Source organism: Bradyrhizobium sp. P5_C12 (assembly GCF_054049735.1).
The window spans coordinates 221061-238056 of sequence record NZ_JBFULU010000003.1 but is presented as its reverse complement, the minus strand read 5'-3'; the positions used below and the strand labels follow the sequence as shown (position 1 = coordinate 238056).

Here is a 16996-nt window from a genome sequence, read left to right as displayed (position 1 = left end):
TGTCGATGTCTGGTCCTGCTCAACTCGATCGCCGGGTCGCCGTCGCGGCTCTTCTCAAGAACCGCAAGGATACGCTGGTCGTCTCCGGCCTCGGCTCGCCCACCTATGACCTGCATTCGGTCGGCGACCATGACGGCAATTTCTATCTCTGGGGCGCGATGGGCGGCGCCGCGCTGATCGGGCTCGGGCTGGCGCAAGCCCAGCCCGGCAAGCGCGTGCTCGCCCTGACTGGAGATGGCGAACAGCTCATGGGGCTCGGCGGCATCGCCACCATCGGCGTCGCCCGTCCGCGCAATCTCGACATCGTCGTGATCGACAACCAGCATTTCGGCGAGACCGGGATGCAGGCGAGCCACACCGGGCGCGGCGTCGATCTCACGGCGATTGCCGCGGCCTGCGGTTTTGCCGCAACCGGAACCGCGCGGACGCCCGAGGAGGTGGAACGCCTCGCCGCAGGGATCGCCGAGCCGGGCCAGGGTCCGCGACTCTTCGTCATCAAGGTGGCCGCGGAAAATCCGCCGCGCTCGCTGCCCTCGCGCGATGCCGTCTTTATCAAGAACCGGTTCCGTGCTCATCTCGGATTTGCGGCGGCTTGAGCTGAGGCCCTTGCCCGGAATAGGTTCGCCGCAAGCAGCTATTCTGGAGTGAGACCCATGAAACTATCCGGCAAGGTCGCCGCCATCACCGGCGCGGCGCGCGGCATCGGCAAGGCCTGTGCGAAGAGATTTTTGGATGACGGCGTCAAGGTTGTCATCTCGGACGTCGATGCCGAGGGCCTCGCCGCGACGGCCGCCGAGCTGGGGCGGCCGGACGCCTTGCGTACCGTGGTCGGCAATGTCGCCAAGCGCACCGACGTCGACCAGCTCGTTGCGACCGCCGCGAAGGAGTTCGGCCGGCTCGACATCATGGTCAACAATGCCGGCGTCGCCCGCAACCAGGACATCCTGGAGATCTCGGAGCAGGACTTTGACGACGTCATCGCCATCAACCTGAAGGGCGCGTTCTTCGGCGTCCAGGCCGCTGCGAAGCAGATGATCGCGCAGGGCGGCGGCGGGGTCATCATCAACATGTCGTCGGTGAATGCGTTGCTGGCGATCCCGACGCTTGCGACCTATGCCATCTCCAAGGGCGGCATGAAGCAGCTCACCTCGGTGGCCGCCGTCGCGCTGGCCCCGCACAACATCCGCGTCGTCGCGGTCGGGCCGGGCACGATTTTGACCGACATGGTGACCTCCGCCATTTACACGTCCGAAGATGCCCGCAGAGGCGTGCTGTCGCGCACCCCGATCGGCCGCGGCGGCGAACCGAGCGAAGTTGCGTCCGTGGTCGCCTTCCTGGCCAGCGACGATGCGTCCTACATCACGGGGCAGACCATCTATCCGGATGGAGGGCGGCTGATCCTGAACTACACGGTGCCGGTGAAGGAGAAATAGGGGCGCGTCCTATCCTTGCTGTCATCGCCCGGCTTGACCGGGCGATCCAGTACGCCGTGACACCTGCGATTGAACCGATCCGCCGCGGCGTACTGGATGCCCCGCCGGAGCCTGTCATCGGGCTCGCCGGAGGCGAGACCCGGTGGCGGGGCATGACAGCGGTTGTTGTGTTGGGCTGTGAAGCTTCACTCCGCCGCAACAGTCATCCCGTGTCCCAGCCGTTTCGAGATGCCGCCGGCGCAGTCGCGCAGGGCATTGGCGATCGGGCTGTCCCAGCGCGCATCGAACGTGCCTTCCGGCCCCATCGCGGTGATGACCAAGGCGACATGGCCGGCGTGATCGAACACGGGCGCGGAGAACGCGTTGACACCGGGGAGGGGATCGCCGAGCGCGCGCGCCAGGCCATGCTTGCGGACCTCGGCGAGCATCTCGGCAGTCTTCGGACTTTTCGGCGAGCGTTTCGGATTGTAGCCGACGCCGAAGCGATCGAGGCCGCTGTCGAGCGCGGCGTTGATCGTCTTCGCCGGCAGGAAGGCCGCAAACGCCCGGCCGGTCGCGGTCTCCAGCAGCGCCATCACCGATCCGGCCCGCATCACGATGTGAACCGGCTGGCCGGGTTCCTCGAGCTGCACGACAGTTGGGCCATGGGTGCCCCAGACCGCCAGCGAGACGGCATGACCGATCTGGGCGGCGAGCGTCGCGATCTTCGGTCCGGCGATGCGCACGCCTGAGAGCCGGCGCAGGCTGATCAGGCCGAGCTCGAGCGCCAACGCGCCGATCTCGTAGCGGCCGGTGGTCTCGTCCTGCTCGATCAGCCCGATGCGCGAGAAGCTGGCGAGATAGGGATGCGCCTTGGCCGGCGCCATGCCGGCCTCGCGCGCGAGATCGCGCAGCATCATCGGCTCGCCGCACCTCGCGAGCGCGCGGAGCAATTCGCCGCCGACCTCGATCGACTGGATACCGCGGCTTTCTCTCTTCATGCGCCTCCTGGCGTATGCTTACGCCGCGTTGCGCTTGGCGGCGCTGTCGGCAAGATGACGGCCGGCAATGTAGCCGAAGGTCAGCGCCGGCCCAAGCGTGATGCCGGCGCCGGGATAGTTTCCGCCCATGATGCTCGCCATGTCGTTGCCGGCGGCATAGAGGCCGGGGATGACGCGGCCCTCGCCGTCGAGCGCCCGCGCATTCTCGTCAGTGACGATGCCGGCATAGGTGCCGAGGTCGCCGATCACCATCTTGATGGCGTAGAACGGGCCGTTCTCGAGCGGCGCCACGCAGGGGTTCGGGCCGTGCATGGCATCGCCCTGGTAGCGGTTATAGGCCTTCGAGCCCTTGCCGAAGGCGGCATCGTGTCCCAGCGGGGCGGTCGCATTGAACTTCTTGACGGTCTCGGCGAAGGCCGTGGCGTCGATGCCGGCTTGCGCCGCGAGCGCCTCCAGGGTGTCGCCGCGCATGAGATAGCCGGTGTTCAGGTGATGTCCGAGCGGCATCGGGAAGGGTGGCACGCAGCCGAGGCCGTATTTCCGCAGCGTCTTGTGATCGCAGACGAGGAAGGCCGCGATCTCCTCGCCGGGTTTTGCCGMCTTCACCATGGCCTGGACGAAGTCGTGGTAGGAATTGCCCTCGTTGGCAAAACGCTTGCCGTCGCGCATCACCGCGATCACGCCCGGCTTGGCGCGGTCGATGAAATGCGGCATCACGCCGCGCGAACCGTCCTTGCGCGTCGTCAGTGACACCGGCACCCAGGCTGCCGCATTCGGCAAGCGGTTCTCGACCTGGCCACCGGCACTTTCCGCGAGGCGCAGGCCGTCACCGGTATTGCCGGTGGGGCCGGGCGAATAGTGCTCGTTGCCGGTCGGCGCGTGCGGAAACATTTTCTGGCGCCGTGCGATGTCGTGCGGGAAGCCGCCGCAAGCGAGCACGACGCCCTGCCGCGCGCGGACACGTACCTCGCGGCCCTCGCGGGTGACGATCGCGCCGGTCACCGTGCCGTTCTCGACCGTCAGCTCGCGCACCGGCGCGGACAGCCACATTGGAATCTTGAGATCGAGCGCGGATTTCGCCAGCCTCCCGGCGAGCGCGTTGCCATTGGTCAAGGTCATGCCGCGGCCGTAGCGCAGCACGTCCATCAGATGGCGCGACAGGCGCTTGGCGACGTAGACCGCCGAGGTCAGCGATTTCGTCACGCGCATGAAATGGATGATCTCCTTGCCCGAACCGAGCATCATGCCGAACACGGTGAGCTCCGGAAGCGGCATGCCGAGCGTCTTGATGAGGTCGCCGAGCTCGCGGCCGTCGAACGGCCGCGTCACCATGGAGCGGCCGCCCTGCGCGCCGCCGGGCGCCTCCGCGTGATAGTCCGGAAACACCAGCGGCATGTCGAAGCGCAGCGCGGTCTTGCTCGTGAAGAAATCGACCGCCTCGGGGCCGGCGCTGAGGAAAGCATCGACGCGGGCGGCGTCAAAATTGTTGCCGGCCTCGTGCCGCAAGTAAGTGCGCGCATGCTCCGGCGTCTCCTCGATGCCGTAGGCCCGCGCCAGCGACGTGCCGGGAATCCACAGCCAGCCGCCGGAGCGGGCAGTGGTGCCGCCGAAGCGCGGCTCCTTCTCGACGATCAGCACGTCCAGCCCGCGATAACGCGCGGTGATCGCCGCCGACATGCCGGAGGCGCCGGATCCGGCCACGAGCACGTCGCACTCGTAGGTCTCGCTTGCGTTGTGCTCGTTGCCGATCATGCCGACCTCACTTCTTCAGCAGCGGACATTTGGACTCGGAGACCGGGCGGAAGGCGTCCTCGCCCTTCACGGTCTTGACGATGTCGAGATAGTCCCAGGGCTCCTTGGACTGCCCGGGTGCCTTCACCTTGGCCAGATACATGTCGCGGATGACACGGCCGTCCTCGCGCAAGCGTCCGCCGTGGACGAATGTATCCTCGATCGGCAGCTCGCGCATCTTGGCCATCGCCTTGGCGGGATCGTCGGTACCGGCGGCCTTGATGGCCTTGAGATAGTGCAGCACCGAGCCGTAGACCCCGGTCTGGATCATGGTCGGCATCACCTTGGTGCGCTCGTAGAATTTCTTCGACCAGGCGCGGGTCGCCTCGTCCATGTTCCAGTACGACGCCGTGGTCATGTAGGTGCCCTGGGCCGCCTTCAGGCCGATCGCGTGCACGTCAGTGTCGAACATCAACAGGCCGACGAGCTTCTGGCCACCCTGCACCAGGCCGAACTCGCCGGACTGCTTGATCGCGTTGTCGGTGTCCTGGCCGGCGTTCGCGAACGCGACCACGTCGGATTTCGAGCTCTGCGCCTGCAGCGCGAAGGAGGAGAAGTCGGCCGTGTTGGTCGGATGCTTCACGCCGCCCAAAACCTTGCCGCCCATCTCGTTGATGAAACGGGTGGCGTCCTTTTCGAGCTGCTGGCCAAAGGCATAGTCCGCGGTGATGAAGTACCAGGACTTGCCGCCTTCCTTGATCACGGCCGAGGCTGTGACCTTGGACAGCGCGTAGGTGTCGTAGGTGAAGTGTACGGTGTTCGAGCTGCACAGTTCGTCGGTCAGCGAGCTTGCGCCGGGGCCGGAGAGCAGCGCGATCTTGTTGCGCTCGCGCACCATGTTGTGGACCGCGATCGCGATGCCGGAGTTCGGGATGTCGACGACCGCGTCGACCTTGCCGTTGTCGAACCAGCCACGCACGATCTGCACGCCGACGTCGGTCTTCATCTGGTGGTCGGCGCTGATGATCTCGATCGGCTTGCCGAGCACGGTCGGCCCGAACTCCTCGACCGCCATTTTCGCGGCTTCGACCGACCCCGGCCCGCTGTTGTCGCGCCCCCAGCTCGACAGATCCGTCAGCACGCCGATCCGCACCGCGTCGTCGGAGACCTGCGCGGTGGCCACGGACGTCATCGCCGCTGAAGTCATGGCCGCGAGCATGGCGCAGGCCAAAAGCCCTCTCATCGTCGTTTCCTCTCTTCTGGGTCCGCTTGCCGCGGTGGTTATGGATTGGCGGCTAGTTAGATATTAGCAAATAGATTTGTCAATGGCGAATATGGGATTTGGATGGGTTCCGGACCGCCGCGACTGCGGACAAACAGAGCGCTGGTGCCACGTTCCCGGTGTCGTCCCGGCGAAGGCCGGGACCCATACCGGGTGATCTATCGATGCCGGACGGTCGCAGTACCGGAGCGCGGTTCTTCGCCAAACTCCTCTCGGTGGTTATGGGTCCCGGCCTTCGCCGGGACGACACTGAGAATGGCTTTGAACACGGTGTTTCGAGATCGTCATTGCGAGCGCAGCGAAGCAATCCAGTATCTTTCCGCGGAGACAGTCCGGATTGCTTCGTCGCAAGGGCTCCTCGCAATGACCGCGTTGAAGCAGTTGCGCGCAAATCGCTCGTCGTCATCCTGGCGAAAGCCATTACCCGGACAGGTTGCAACCGTCGCCGCGATTGGCCATGATGCCATCCTGGAATCGTGGGGCAGGGCATGACGGCAGCAACGGGGGTCTCCGGCGCGACGGAGAGATCGGCGACGGCGCATGTGGTGTGGGCAGCCGCGCTCGGCACCGCGATCGAGTGGTACGATTTTCTGATCTACGGCACGGCCGCCGCGCTCGTGTTCAACAAGCTGTTCTTTCCGAGCTTCGATCCCTTCGTCGGCACGCTGGCGGCGTTCTCGACCTATGCGGTCGGCTTCGTCGCGCGCCCGATCGGTGGCGCCATCATCGGGCACTATGGCGACCGGCTCGGGCGCAAGAAGATGCTGGTCGTGACCATGATCGCGATGGGGCTCGGCACCTTCCTGATCGGCTGTCTGCCGACCTACAGCCAGATCGGCGTCTGGGCGCCGATCCTGCTCATCATCCTGCGCTTCGTTCAGGGCATCGGGCTCGGCGGCGAATGGAGCGGCGCCGTGGTGATGGTGGTCGAACATGCGGGCAATCGCCGCGGCTTCTACGGCAGCCTGGTCCAGATCGGCTTTCCCGTCGGCGTCGCCGCCTCCACCGGCATCTTTGGCCTGATGACGAAGCTGCCCGAGGCCGATTTCCTGAGCTGGGGTTGGCGCGTGCCGTTCCTGATCAGCATTTTGCTGGTGGGCGTCGGCTTCATCGTGCGGCTCAAGCTCGCGGAGACGCCGCACTTCAAGGAGGTCGTGGAGCGCAAGGAGGTTTTGGCGCAGCCGGTGATGGAAGTGCTGCGGCGGGACTGGCGCAGCTTCTTGCTGGCGATCGGCATCACGGTCTCGGAAGTCGGGCTCGCTTATCTCCTCACCGTCTTCACCGTGGTCTACGCCACCACAAAGCTCGGCTTGCCGCGCCAGGTGATCCTGGATGCGGTGGTCTATGCCGCCATCGTCGAGTTCGCGACGCTGCCGCTCGCGGGCTGGCTGTCGGATATTTTCGGCCGCAAGGCGCTGTATCTCGCCGGCGGCGTGTTCTCGGTGGCGCTGGCGTTTCCGCTGTTCTGGTTCCTCGACACCAGGGAGCCGGCGCTGATCACGCTGGCGCTCGTCGTCACGATGACGCTGACGCACGCATTGCTGTTCGGGCCGAAGGCTGCGTTCATGCCGGAGCTGTTCCGCACCCAGGTGCGCTACAGCGGCGCCTCGTTGGGGGCCAATGTTGCGGCAGCGCTCAGCGGCGGCTTCTCGCCGCTGATTGCGACCGCGCTGCTCGCATGGGCCGGCGCCTCATGGGCGGTGTCGGTCTATATCATCGCGCTGTCGATCATCACGATCGTCGCGACCCTGATGGCGCCGGAGACGGCGCGGGACTCGCTCAGATCCTGAGCGCGGTCATCGGCACGCGGGGTTCGCAGCGCCCGCGACGACGAGGAAGGTGATGGTCTCAGGCGCGAGGCGGACCGCACCGGCTGCCGTCGCCCGCCCGGCGAGGTGCGGCAGCTCATCCCTGCCGGTCAGCGCGAGCGTCGTGCCGTTCAGTTGCACCGTCGCGCCTTGCCGCCGTCTTGCCTGCAAGGTGTAGCGGTCGGCGGGACGCGGCAGCACGATCGCGCGCGATGCGCCGTGTGAGATGTTGATCGCGAGCACGGTCACGGCGCCGGGCGTCGATGGATGGCAGTGCGCATAGACGTGCAGGTCGGGCGCCATCGCCGCGCTTGCGTCGAGCACCGTCGTTCCCATCAGCCGATGCCAGAGCAGTGCGCCCCAGTAGTTCGGTCGCGGGCGGAACGTCGTCTCGTCGAGCAGGCCGTAATCGCTCGCCGCCAGCGTGTTGTGCATCACCACCTGGACCCCGGCTCGTGCCAGGCGTCCGAGCTGGTCGAGATAGCGGAAGGTGTCGAGAAACGTCCTGTCCCAGCGGTTGCCGCCGCAAGCCGCATCGGCGGTTTCCGTCAGCCAGATCGGTTTGCCGGGCGCGAATTCATCGCGCAGGCCGCGGTAGATCGACAGCGTCGCATCGGTGCGGGCGAGCCATTCTCCGGATAACGCGTCTGCCGGCGCGTCGCGGCCGCCGCAGCGTGGCGAGATCGTGTTGTAGTGATGGTAGGAGAAGCGATCGACGTCGGCTCCGGAATTGGCGAGCAGGTCGCGGGTGCGAATACCCGATGCGGAAGGGGACGCGGAATCGCCGACCGAGCCCGGGCCGACGATCAGCGTTTCCGGCGCCGCGCGCCGTATCCAGTCGCGAAAGACCTCGAAATCGCGGACATAGGCTTTCGCGTCATATCCTTGCGGCGCTCCGCCCGTCGCCGCGAGCGTCGGCTCGTTCATGAACTCGGCGGCCGCGATGTGGCCGCCCAGCGATCGCGTGTCATCGACAAGACGCTGCGCCTGATCCGGCCTCCACGCGCCATCCGCACCGCGGCTGCCGGGACTGACCGCGAAGGAGGTGATGATCTCCGCATCAGTCGCGCGCGCGAAGTCGACGACGCCGCGCCACTGCGCGCGGCTCAGCACCGCGTCAAACCCCGGCGGCGGTGCGGCTGGTGCTTGTTCGCTGCCGGCGAAGAACGTCGCATTGGCCCAGGTGCCGCTCACGCGCAGATAGGCTGGCGACAACGCCGCCGCAAGCCTGCGCAGACGAGCGTTGGCGAGATCGATCGGAAGTCTCTCGCTGTAACGATCGCGCCCGGCGAGCACGCGCATCGTTCGCGGATAAGGTCTCCAGAACCGCCCGCCGGTCACCTCCACCATCTCGATGTTGTAGGACTGGAAGCGCGGATCGATCGTGCCGATTGCTTTCAGCTCAGTGGGTGCGATCGGCGTCCCGCCGGCGCGCGCCGCGCACAACGTTGCGGCAACGAGCAGCGCAGCCCCTGTCACACCTGCTGCGCGAAAAGGCCGGACCTGTCGCATTCGCCGCCCTGTATGCATGTCCCTGACGCCTTCTTATGCGCCCTGCCAAATCCAAATGCACCGGGAAGAACCATTAGCCGCGTTTATGCGGCCGATTTTTACTTCCAATTTTACTTCGCAGAACCCCGCCCATAGCCTCGCGCGCAATTGATCACATCCGCAGCCGGTCAATGACGATCGGAGCGAGCGCTTATCGTAACCAACGAGGGTTGCCATGCTTGACAGGGACAAGGGGACATCCACTGCCAATCCGGCGGGGACGAGCGACAAGTCTGCGAAAAAGCTGAGCCGGCGCACGCTGTTGAAGGGTGCCGCGGCCGTTGCCGGCGCGGCCGCAGGGTCGGATGCGATCCGCGGATTCCCGACCATCTGGGCCCAGGAGATCAAGGACATCGAGCTCCGCCATGTCGGCGTTTCCTATTCCGTGGTGAAGGCGATCGGCGACCAGGCGGCCAAGGATCTCGGCTTCAAGGTGACGATGCAGAACCTCGACACCTCCGCCGCCATCAACCGCTTCATAAGCCAGCCTAATACGGTCGATATCGCCGATCTCGAGGGCTGGCAGGCCAAGCTCGCCGCCAAGCGCGGCGTCATCCAGGGCATCGAGGTCAAGAAGATCAAGGACTTCGACAACATCCTGCCGATCTTCACCAAGGGCGAGATCGACGGCCACAAGATCCCGCGCCAGGGCATCTCGCCCTTCGAGGCCATGTATATCGCGAAGCCCGATTCAACCGATTTGAACGACGGCGTCACCGAATGGGCAACCTTCCTGCCGCAAGTCTACAACGCCGACTCCATCGGCTATCGCCCCGATCTCGTCGGCCATGAAGTGACCGAGTGGAAGGATCTGATCGATCCGAAATTCAAGGGCAAGGCCGCGATCCTCGACGTGCCCGCGATCGGCATCATGGATGCCGCGCTCTGCTTCGAGAGCGCCGGCCTGATCAAGTACGGCAACAAGGGCAACATGACCAAGGAGGAGATCGACTTCACCTGCAACAAGCTGATCGAGCTGAAGAAGCAGGGCCAGTTCCGCGCGACCTGGACCACCTTCGACCAGTCGGTGCAGCTGATGGCGGCGGGCGAGGTGATCATCCAGTCGATGTGGTCGCCGGCGGTCGCCGCGGTGCGCGTGAAAGAGATCCCTTGCGTCTATGCGCCGGTCAACGTCAAGAACGGCAAGGAAGGCTATCGCGGCTGGTGCAACGGCATGGGCCTGATGAAGCACCTCTCCGGCAAGAAGCTCGACGCAGCCTACGAATATCTCAACTGGTATCTTTCGGGTTGGCAGGGCGGCTTCGTCGCACGCTACGGCTATTACAGCCCGGTGCCGTCGACCGCGAAGAAGTTCCTGACGCCGGCCGAATGGGCGTTCTGGTACGAGGGCCAGCCCGCGCCGGAAGTGATCAACGATCCCTACGGCGTGCCGATGGAAAAGACCGGCACCAAGCGCGACGGCGGCTCGTTCCTGGATCGCGTCAAGAACATCTCGTGCTGGAACACGCTGATGGACGAGGCGGCCTACATGAACAAGCGCTGGAACGACTTCAAGGTGGCGTAAATCCTGCTTTCCCTGACCTGACACGAGCGCCGGCGCGGCGACGCGCCGGCAGACAGACCGAACTGAAGCGTGGCTTTTGCCGACATGCAGTCAAGTCAAAACCCATCACGCGCAAATCTCGCCGGCTGGCTCTACGTGTCGCCACTGGTCCTGGTGCTCGTGCCGTTCTTCGTGGCGCCGATCCTGGTGGTGCTGGCCGCGAGCTTCTTCGCCACCGACGGCTTCGGCGGGCTGACGCCGGGCTTCACATTGGCGAGCTATGTCGAGGTGCTGCATTCGGCGCTGACGCTGAAGCTGTATCTGGCGACCATCAAGTTCACCGTGCTGACCTGGATCTTCACCCTGATCATCGGCTTCTTCGTCGCCTATTTCCTGGTGTTCCACGTTCGCAACCAGCTGCTGGCGATCGGCCTGTTTCTGCTCTGCACGGTGCCGTTCTGGACCTCCAACATCATCCGGATGATTTCCTGGATTCCGCTGCTCGGCAAGGAAGGCCTGATCAACCAGGCGCTGCTCGCGCTCGGGGTGATCCGCCAGCCGCTGGAAGTGCTGCTGTTCTCCGATCTGGCGGTGGTCATCGCCTATGTCCACCAGCTCACGATCTTCATGATCGTGCCGATCTTCAATTCGATGGCGCGGATCGACAAGAAGCTGATCGAGGCGGCGATCGACGCCGGCGCCAGCCGTTTCGACATCATGCGCCTGATCGTGGTGCCGATGTCCAAGAGCGGCATCGCGCTCGGCACCATCTTCGTGGTCTCGATCGTGATGGGCGATTTCTTCGTGGTCAAGGTGATGTCCGGCGGCGGTTCGGCCTCGGTGGTGAGCGCGTTCTACGAGGACGTCGGCGTGCTGCAATATCCGACGGCAGCGGCAAGCGCGGTGCTGCTGACGCTGGTGCTGGTCGCGATCGTCTCGCTGATCCTGCGCACCGTGGACATCAGGCAGGAAATCACGCGATGAGCGCGGTAACTGCCGGCATGCCCGAGACGGTCGCGCCCGCGACAAGCAAGGCGATTGCGCCGAGCCGCGGGCAGCGACCCTGGACGTTCTACGTGCTGGCGACGCTGTTCGCGCTTTACGTGATTGCGCTCTACGGCCCGATGTTCTGCATCTATGTGCTGTCGTTCCAGGATATCCGCGGCGGTCTGGTGTTTCCGATGAAGGGCCATTCGCTGCACTGGTTCGTCGATCTTTTCACCCAGGTGCGGACCGGCGACGTCAAGGGCTCGTTCGACCGTTCCATCAAGCTCGCCGTCATCGTCACCATCATCACGGTGGTGGTCTCGTTCCTGGCCGGGCTCGGCTTTCGCAAGCGCTTCCGCGGCGACACCGTCGTGTTCTACATGATGATCGGCAGCCTGGTCGCGCCGGGCCTCGTGCTCGGTCTCGGCACGGGCCTCCTGTTCCAGGCGCTCGGGCTGAATGCGAGCTGGTACACCTCCGCGCTTGGCGCGCAGCTGTCCTGGACGCTGCCGTTCGGCGTGCTCGTGATGTTCGCGGTGATGTCGCGCTTCAACCACGTCTGGGAGGAGGCGGCCTACGATCTCGGCGCCAGCCGCTGGCAGTCGATCCGGCTGGTGATGATCCCGGTGCTGGCGCCCGGCCTCGTCGCGGTCGCGCTGTTCGGCTTCACGTTGTCCTACGACGAGTTCGCCCGCAGCCTCCAGACCGCCGGTTCGCTGAACACGCTGCCGCTGGAAATCTGGAGCATGACGCTGAACGTCACGTCGCCCTCGCTCTACGCGCTCGGCACGGTGACGACCATCGTCTCCTTCATCGTCATCGGCGCGAGCCTGGGCAGCATCGTGCTGATCCAGAAGAAGCGCGGCAGCAGCGCAAAGGGTTGAGCTGGGAATGAAGAGCGATCGCGGCGATATCGAACTGGCGGGCATCTGCAAGAGCTTTGACGGCGCGACCAACGTGGTCGACGGCGTCAATCTCAGGATCGCCGACGGCGCCTATTGCTGCTTCATCGGCCCGTCCGGCTGCGGCAAGACCACGATCCTGCGCATGATCGCCGGCCATGAGGACCCGACCGCGGGCGAGATCATCATTGGTGGGCAGAACGTCGTGGGGTTGGCGCCGGTGCAGCGGCGCACCGCGATGATGTTCCAGTCCTACGCGCTGTTCCCGCATCTCACGGTGCGCGAGAACATCGCCTTTGCGCTGCGTGTGCGCGGCATGTCGAAGGCCGACCGGCTGCGCGCAGCCGATGCCATGATCGAAAAAGTGCGGCTGACGCAATTCGCCGATCGGCTGCCGGCGCAGCTCTCCGGCGGCCAGCAGCAGCGCGTTGCGCTGGCGCGCGCGGCGATCACCGAGCCGCGCGTGCTGCTGCTGGACGAGCCGCTGTCAGCGCTCGACGAGCAGCTCCGCGTGCAGATGCGCCAGGAGCTGCGGCGGATGCAGCGGGAGCTCGGCATCACCTTCATTCACGTCACCCACACCCAGCTCGAGGCGATTGCGCTCGCCGACCTGGTGGTGGTGATGGAGCAGGGCAGGATCAAGCAGGCCGGCGCCGCGCGCGACGTCTACGCCCATCCGCACGACCGTTACGTCGCCGAGTTCATGGGCGGCCAGAACGTGCTGTCGGGCCGGGTCGAGCGGGTGAATGGCTCGAGCTTTACGCTCGCGCAGGCCGCGCCTGATGGCATCGAGGTTCCGCTTCAGGCGCGCTCCACGGTCAGCGTCGGCGACAAGGTCGATATCGCGGTGCGCCGCGACGACGTCGCGCTGGTCCGGCCCGGCAAGGCGCTGCCGCCCGGCTCTACGTCGCTGCCGAGCCGGGTGCTCGCGATCGAGTACCAGGGCTATTTCGTCAAGGTCATGCTCGACACCGTGCCGGACGACGAGTTCGTGGCCTACGTGCCGGAAAAGACCTTCTTCGCGGACCCCTTCACCGTTGGCGATGTCGTGCTGGCCACATGGGCCACCGGCCGCGCGCTTCCACTCGCCTAAAGCCCCGTCGCGCACAGGAGTATTATCGTGCAGATATCCTTCACACTCAACGGCCGGCCAACCACGGTGGATGTCGAACCGGCGACGCTGGTCGCCGAGCTGCTGCGCGAGCAGCTCCACCTCACCGGCACCCATATCGGCTGCGACACCAGCCAGTGCGGCGCCTGTGTCGTGCACCTCGACGGGCTGCCGGTGAAGAGCTGCACGTTGCTCGCGCCCGCGCTCGACGGCGCGACCTTGCTCACCATCGAAGGCCTGCAAGGCGCGCCTGGCTCGAACCGGCTGCATCCGATGCAGGAGGCTTTCCGTGAGCATCATGGCCTGCAATGCGGCTTCTGCACGCCCGGCATGCTGATGACGGCGGTGGCGCTCGCGACCGAGAAGCCGTCGCTGACGGAAGCCGAAATCCGCCACGGCCTCGAAGGCAATATCTGCCGCTGCACCGGGTACCAGAACATCGTGGTCTCAGTGATGGCCGGCGCGGCCGCCATGAACGCGGCCAAGGGAGAGTGACCATGGGCAATGTGATCGGGATCGGCGCCTCACCGAAGCGGAAAGAGGACCAGCGCTTCCTCACCGGCCGCGGCAATTACGTCTCCGACATCAAGCGTCCCGGCATGACGGCCGGCGTGTTCGTGCGCTCTCCGCATGGGCATGCGAAGCTGCGCGGCATCGACAAGAGCGCGGCGCTTGCGGCAGCCGGCGTCATCGCTGTCCTGACCGGGGATGACGTCGCCGACGATGGACTCGGTTCGCTGCCCTGCGGCTGGGGCATTACCGACGCCAAGGGCGTACCGATGAAGGAGCCGCCGTTCCCGATGCTGGCGCAGGACAAGGTGCGCTTTGTCGGCGACATGGTGGCTTTCGTTATTGCCGAGACGCCGGAGCAGGCGAATGCGGCGGCCGAGCTGCTCAAGATCGACTACGAGGTGCTGCCGTCCGTGGTCGGCGTGCTCGAGGCCGTCCGGCCGGGCGCGCCGCAATTGTTCGACGATGTGCCGAACAACATCTGCTGCGACTGGGAGCTCGGCGACAAGGCCGCGGTCGAGACCGCATTCCGGAAAGCGGCGCATGTCGCAAAGCTCAGCCTGGTCAACAACCGCCTGATCGGCAATCCGATGGAGCCGCGGGCGGCGATCGCGGAATATGAGCCCGGCACCGATCGCTTCACGCTGTGGACCACCAGCCAGTTTCCGCATGTCGTGCGCTTCCTGATGGGCGCGCTGGTGCTGAACATCCCGCAGCACAAGCTGCGCGTGGTCGCGCCCGATGTCGGCGGCGGCTTTGGCGTCAAGCAATTCCACTACGGCGAGGAGGCCGTGATCACCTGGGCCGCCAAGCGGGTGATGCGGCCGATCAAATGGGTGGCGAGCCGCTCGGAAGGCTACGTCTCCGATCGGCACGGCCGTGATCACGTCACCGAGGCGGAGCTCGCGCTCGACGAGACCGGCAAGTTCCTCGCCTTCCGCGTCAACACGCTCGCCAATATGGGTGGCTATCTCTCGACCTTCGGGCCGAACATTCCGACCAATCTCTATGGCCCGCTGCTCGGCGGCGTCTACACCACGCCCGCAATCTACTGCAATGTGAAGGTGGTGTTCACCAATACCGTCCCGGTCGATGCCTATCGCGGCGCCGGCCGTCCCGAGGCGACCTTCGTGCTGGAGCGCATCGTCGATGTCGCAGCCAGCGAAATGGGGATCGATCGCGTCGAGATCCGCCGCCGCAACATGATTCCGAAGGAGGCCTATCCGTACCAGACGCCGGTGCTGGTACAGTACGATTCCGGTGATCCGATGGGCTGCCTCGACGGCGCGCTCGTCGCAGCCGACGTCAAGAATTTTGGCGTGCGCAAGGCGGCCTCGGCCAGCAAAGGCAAATTCCGCGGGCTTGGCTACTCGACCTATGTCGAGGCCTGCGGTCTTGCGCCCTCGCGCTTCGCGGGACGGCTCGGCGCGCGCGGCGGTCTCTATGAGAGCGCCACGGTGCGCGTTCATCCGACCGGCCAGGTCACGGTCATGATCGGCACCCACAATCACGGCCAGGGCCATGAGACGACGTTTGCGCAGATCGTCTCGGAAAAGCTCGGCGTGTCCTTTGAGAATGTCGACATCGTGTTCGGCGATACCGATCGCGTGCAGTTCGGCATGGGCACCTACGGCTCGCGCTCGCTGGTGGTCGGCGGCGCGGCGCTGTCGAAGGCGACGGACAAGGTGATCGTCAAGGGCAAGAAGATCGCGGCTCATCTGCTCGAGGCCGCCGAAGTCGATATCCAGTTCGAGGCCGGAAAATTCTCGGTCGCGGGCACGGACCGCACCAAGACGTTCGAGGAGATCGCGGGCGCCGCTTACGTGCCGCATGACTATCCGCTCGAAGTGCTGGAGCCGGGGCTGGAGGAGCAGGCCTATTACGATCCGGTCAACTTCACCTATCCCGGCGGCTGCCACATCGCCGAGGTCGAGGTCGATCCGGAGACCGGCACGGTGACGCTGGTCAACTATACGGCGGTGGACGACGTCGGCACGGTGATCAATCCGATGATCGTCGAGGGCCAGTTGCACGGCGGCATCGTGCAGGGCGTCGGCCAGGCGCTGTTCGAGAACGCGGTGTATGACGAGGGCTCCGGCCAGCTGCTGTCGGGCTCGCTGATGGACTATTGCATGCCGCGCGCCGACCACCTGCCGATGATGAAGGTCGAAACCCATTCCACGCTCTGCACGCACACGCCGATGGGCGTGAAGGGCTGCGGCGAGGTCGGCACCATCGGCTCGCCGGCGGCCGTCATCAACGCGGTGGTCGATGCGCTGGCGCATCTCGGCGTCACCCATGTCGACATGCCGGCCACGCCGAACCGGATCTGGCGCCTGTTGCAGAACGCGTCACTGCCGGTCGCCGCGGAATAGGGAGGACAACAATGAAACCGTTTGCCTATCATCAGCCGGGCCAGATTCCCGACGCCGCGAAGCTCTTGACCTCGATCGAGGACAGCAAGCCCGTCGCCGGCGGCATGACGCTGATCCCGACGCTGAAGCAGCGGCTCGCCAGCCCGGTCGCGCTGGTCGATCTTTCAAAGCTGCCAGACCTCAAAGGCATCACCGATGATGGCGCCACCATCACCATCGGTGCGATGACTCCGCATGCGGTCGTGGCCGCATCGAAGCTGGTGCAGACGAAAATTCCCGGCCTCGCCGCGCTGGCGTCCATGATCGGTGATCCCGCCGTACGCAGTCGCGGCACCATCGGCGGCTCGGTCGCCAACAACGATCCGGCGGCCGATTATCCGGCCGGCGTTCTCGGCCTCGGTGCCACCATCGTCACCAGCGCGCGCGAGATCGCGGCCGACAAATTCTTCCTCGGACTGTTCGAGACCGCACTCGAGCCGGGCGAGATCATCACCGCGATCCGCTTTCCGGTGCCGCTCAAGGCCGGCTACGCCAAATTCAAGGCGCCGGCGTCGCGCTATGCGCTGGTCGGCGTGTTTGTGGCGAAATTCGCCGATGGCGTCCGCGTCGCCGTCACCGGCGCAGGAGCGGGCGTGTTCCGGGTGCCGCCGATGGAAGCGGCGCTGTCGCAAAATTTCGATCCGTCCGCGGTCGCGGTGATCAAGATCGATACCGACGGCCTCACCTCCGATATCCACGCCGAAGCCGATTACCGTGCGCATCTCGTCACGGTCATGGCCAAGCGCGCCGTCGACGCGGCGCTCAGCTAGCTCCTTAGGGTTG

At 65.5% G+C, this 16996-nt stretch carries 14 protein-coding genes; 10 read left to right on the top strand and 4 right to left on the bottom strand.

Translation table 11 applies throughout. From position 1 onward, the window contains the following. Nucleotides 1–5 precede the first annotated feature (5 nt). Both ACXJMY_RS04075 and ACXJMY_RS04070 read left to right on the top strand, forming a co-directional pair. Nucleotides 6–596, top strand: coding sequence for a thiamine pyrophosphate-dependent enzyme (locus tag ACXJMY_RS04075; RefSeq protein ID WP_456618040.1), 591 nt, complete (start codon nucleotides 6–8; stop codon nucleotides 594–596). Nucleotides 597–653: 57 nt separating this feature from the next. Further along, complete coding sequence (locus ACXJMY_RS04070; RefSeq protein WP_456618039.1) at nucleotides 654–1433, top strand: SDR family NAD(P)-dependent oxidoreductase; 780 nt, start codon at nucleotides 654–656, stop codon at nucleotides 1431–1433. A gap of 185 nt (nucleotides 1434–1618) precedes the next feature. Here ACXJMY_RS04070 and ACXJMY_RS04065 read toward each other — a convergent pair whose 3' ends face one another. From ACXJMY_RS04065 to ACXJMY_RS04055, 3 genes are read right to left on the bottom strand one after another with little or no spacing between them, the layout of a single operon-like run. Next, nucleotides 1619–2413 (bottom strand): IclR family transcriptional regulator, encoded by a 795-nt coding sequence (locus ACXJMY_RS04065; RefSeq protein WP_456618038.1) that lies wholly within the window; start codon nucleotides 2411–2413, stop codon nucleotides 1619–1621. 18 nt (nucleotides 2414–2431) lie between these two features. Continuing rightward, nucleotides 2432–4165: an FAD-dependent oxidoreductase gene (locus ACXJMY_RS04060; RefSeq protein WP_456618037.1), complete on the bottom strand. Its 1734-nt coding sequence runs from the start codon at nucleotides 4163–4165 to the stop codon at nucleotides 2432–2434. A gap of 7 nt (nucleotides 4166–4172) precedes the next feature. Continuing rightward, nucleotides 4173–5387, bottom strand: coding sequence for an ABC transporter substrate-binding protein (locus tag ACXJMY_RS04055; protein WP_456618036.1), 1215 nt, complete (start codon nucleotides 5385–5387; stop codon nucleotides 4173–4175). Between the two features lie 527 nt (nucleotides 5388–5914). Between ACXJMY_RS04055 and ACXJMY_RS04050 the strand changes: the two genes are divergently transcribed. After that, nucleotides 5915–7216 carry an MFS transporter gene (locus tag ACXJMY_RS04050; protein ID WP_456618035.1) on the top strand — a complete coding sequence of 434 codons (1302 nt, stop codon included), beginning with the start codon at nucleotides 5915–5917 and terminating at the stop codon, nucleotides 7214–7216. A 6-nt stretch (nucleotides 7217–7222) separates the two neighbouring features. Here the strand turns inward: ACXJMY_RS04050 and ACXJMY_RS04045 are convergent, their stop codons facing one another. Further along, complete coding sequence (locus ACXJMY_RS04045; protein WP_456618034.1) at nucleotides 7223–8713, bottom strand: hypothetical protein; 1491 nt, start codon at nucleotides 8711–8713, stop codon at nucleotides 7223–7225. 247 nt (nucleotides 8714–8960) lie between these two features. Here ACXJMY_RS04045 and ACXJMY_RS04040 point away from each other — a divergent pair, with 247 nt between their 5' ends. The 7 genes from ACXJMY_RS04040 (at nucleotide 8961) to ACXJMY_RS04010 (ending at nucleotide 16983) form a co-directional block, all read left to right on the top strand. Then, nucleotides 8961–10310 carry an ABC transporter substrate-binding protein gene (locus ACXJMY_RS04040; RefSeq protein ID WP_456618033.1) on the top strand — a complete coding sequence of 450 codons (1350 nt, stop codon included), beginning with the start codon at nucleotides 8961–8963 and terminating at the stop codon, nucleotides 10308–10310. A gap of 84 nt (nucleotides 10311–10394) precedes the next feature. Next, nucleotides 10395–11273: an ABC transporter permease gene (locus ACXJMY_RS04035; RefSeq protein WP_456618032.1), complete on the top strand. Its 879-nt coding sequence runs from the start codon at nucleotides 10395–10397 to the stop codon at nucleotides 11271–11273. Next, entirely contained in the window at nucleotides 11270–12160 is an 891-nt protein-coding gene (locus tag ACXJMY_RS04030) for an ABC transporter permease (RefSeq protein ID WP_456618031.1), read from the top strand. The genes ACXJMY_RS04035 and ACXJMY_RS04030 overlap by 4 nt, the downstream gene beginning before the upstream one ends. A 7-nt stretch (nucleotides 12161–12167) precedes the next feature. Then, nucleotides 12168–13271 carry an ABC transporter ATP-binding protein gene (locus tag ACXJMY_RS04025; protein WP_456618030.1) on the top strand — a complete coding sequence of 368 codons (1104 nt, stop codon included), beginning with the start codon at nucleotides 12168–12170 and terminating at the stop codon, nucleotides 13269–13271. A gap of 27 nt (nucleotides 13272–13298) precedes the next feature. After that, nucleotides 13299–13784 (top strand): (2Fe-2S)-binding protein, encoded by a 486-nt coding sequence (locus ACXJMY_RS04020; RefSeq protein ID WP_456618029.1) that lies wholly within the window; start codon nucleotides 13299–13301, stop codon nucleotides 13782–13784. 2 nt (nucleotides 13785–13786) lie between these two features. After that, on the top strand, nucleotides 13787–16174 hold the full coding sequence (locus ACXJMY_RS04015; RefSeq protein ID WP_456618028.1) for a xanthine dehydrogenase family protein molybdopterin-binding subunit: 2388 nt from the start codon (nucleotides 13787–13789) through the stop codon (nucleotides 16172–16174). A gap of 11 nt (nucleotides 16175–16185) precedes the next feature. After that, the gene (locus ACXJMY_RS04010; protein WP_456618027.1) at nucleotides 16186–16983 is read left to right on the top strand and encodes an FAD binding domain-containing protein; all 798 of its coding nucleotides are present in this window, start codon (nucleotides 16186–16188) and stop codon (nucleotides 16981–16983) included. Nucleotides 16984–16996: the final 13 nt, after the last annotated feature.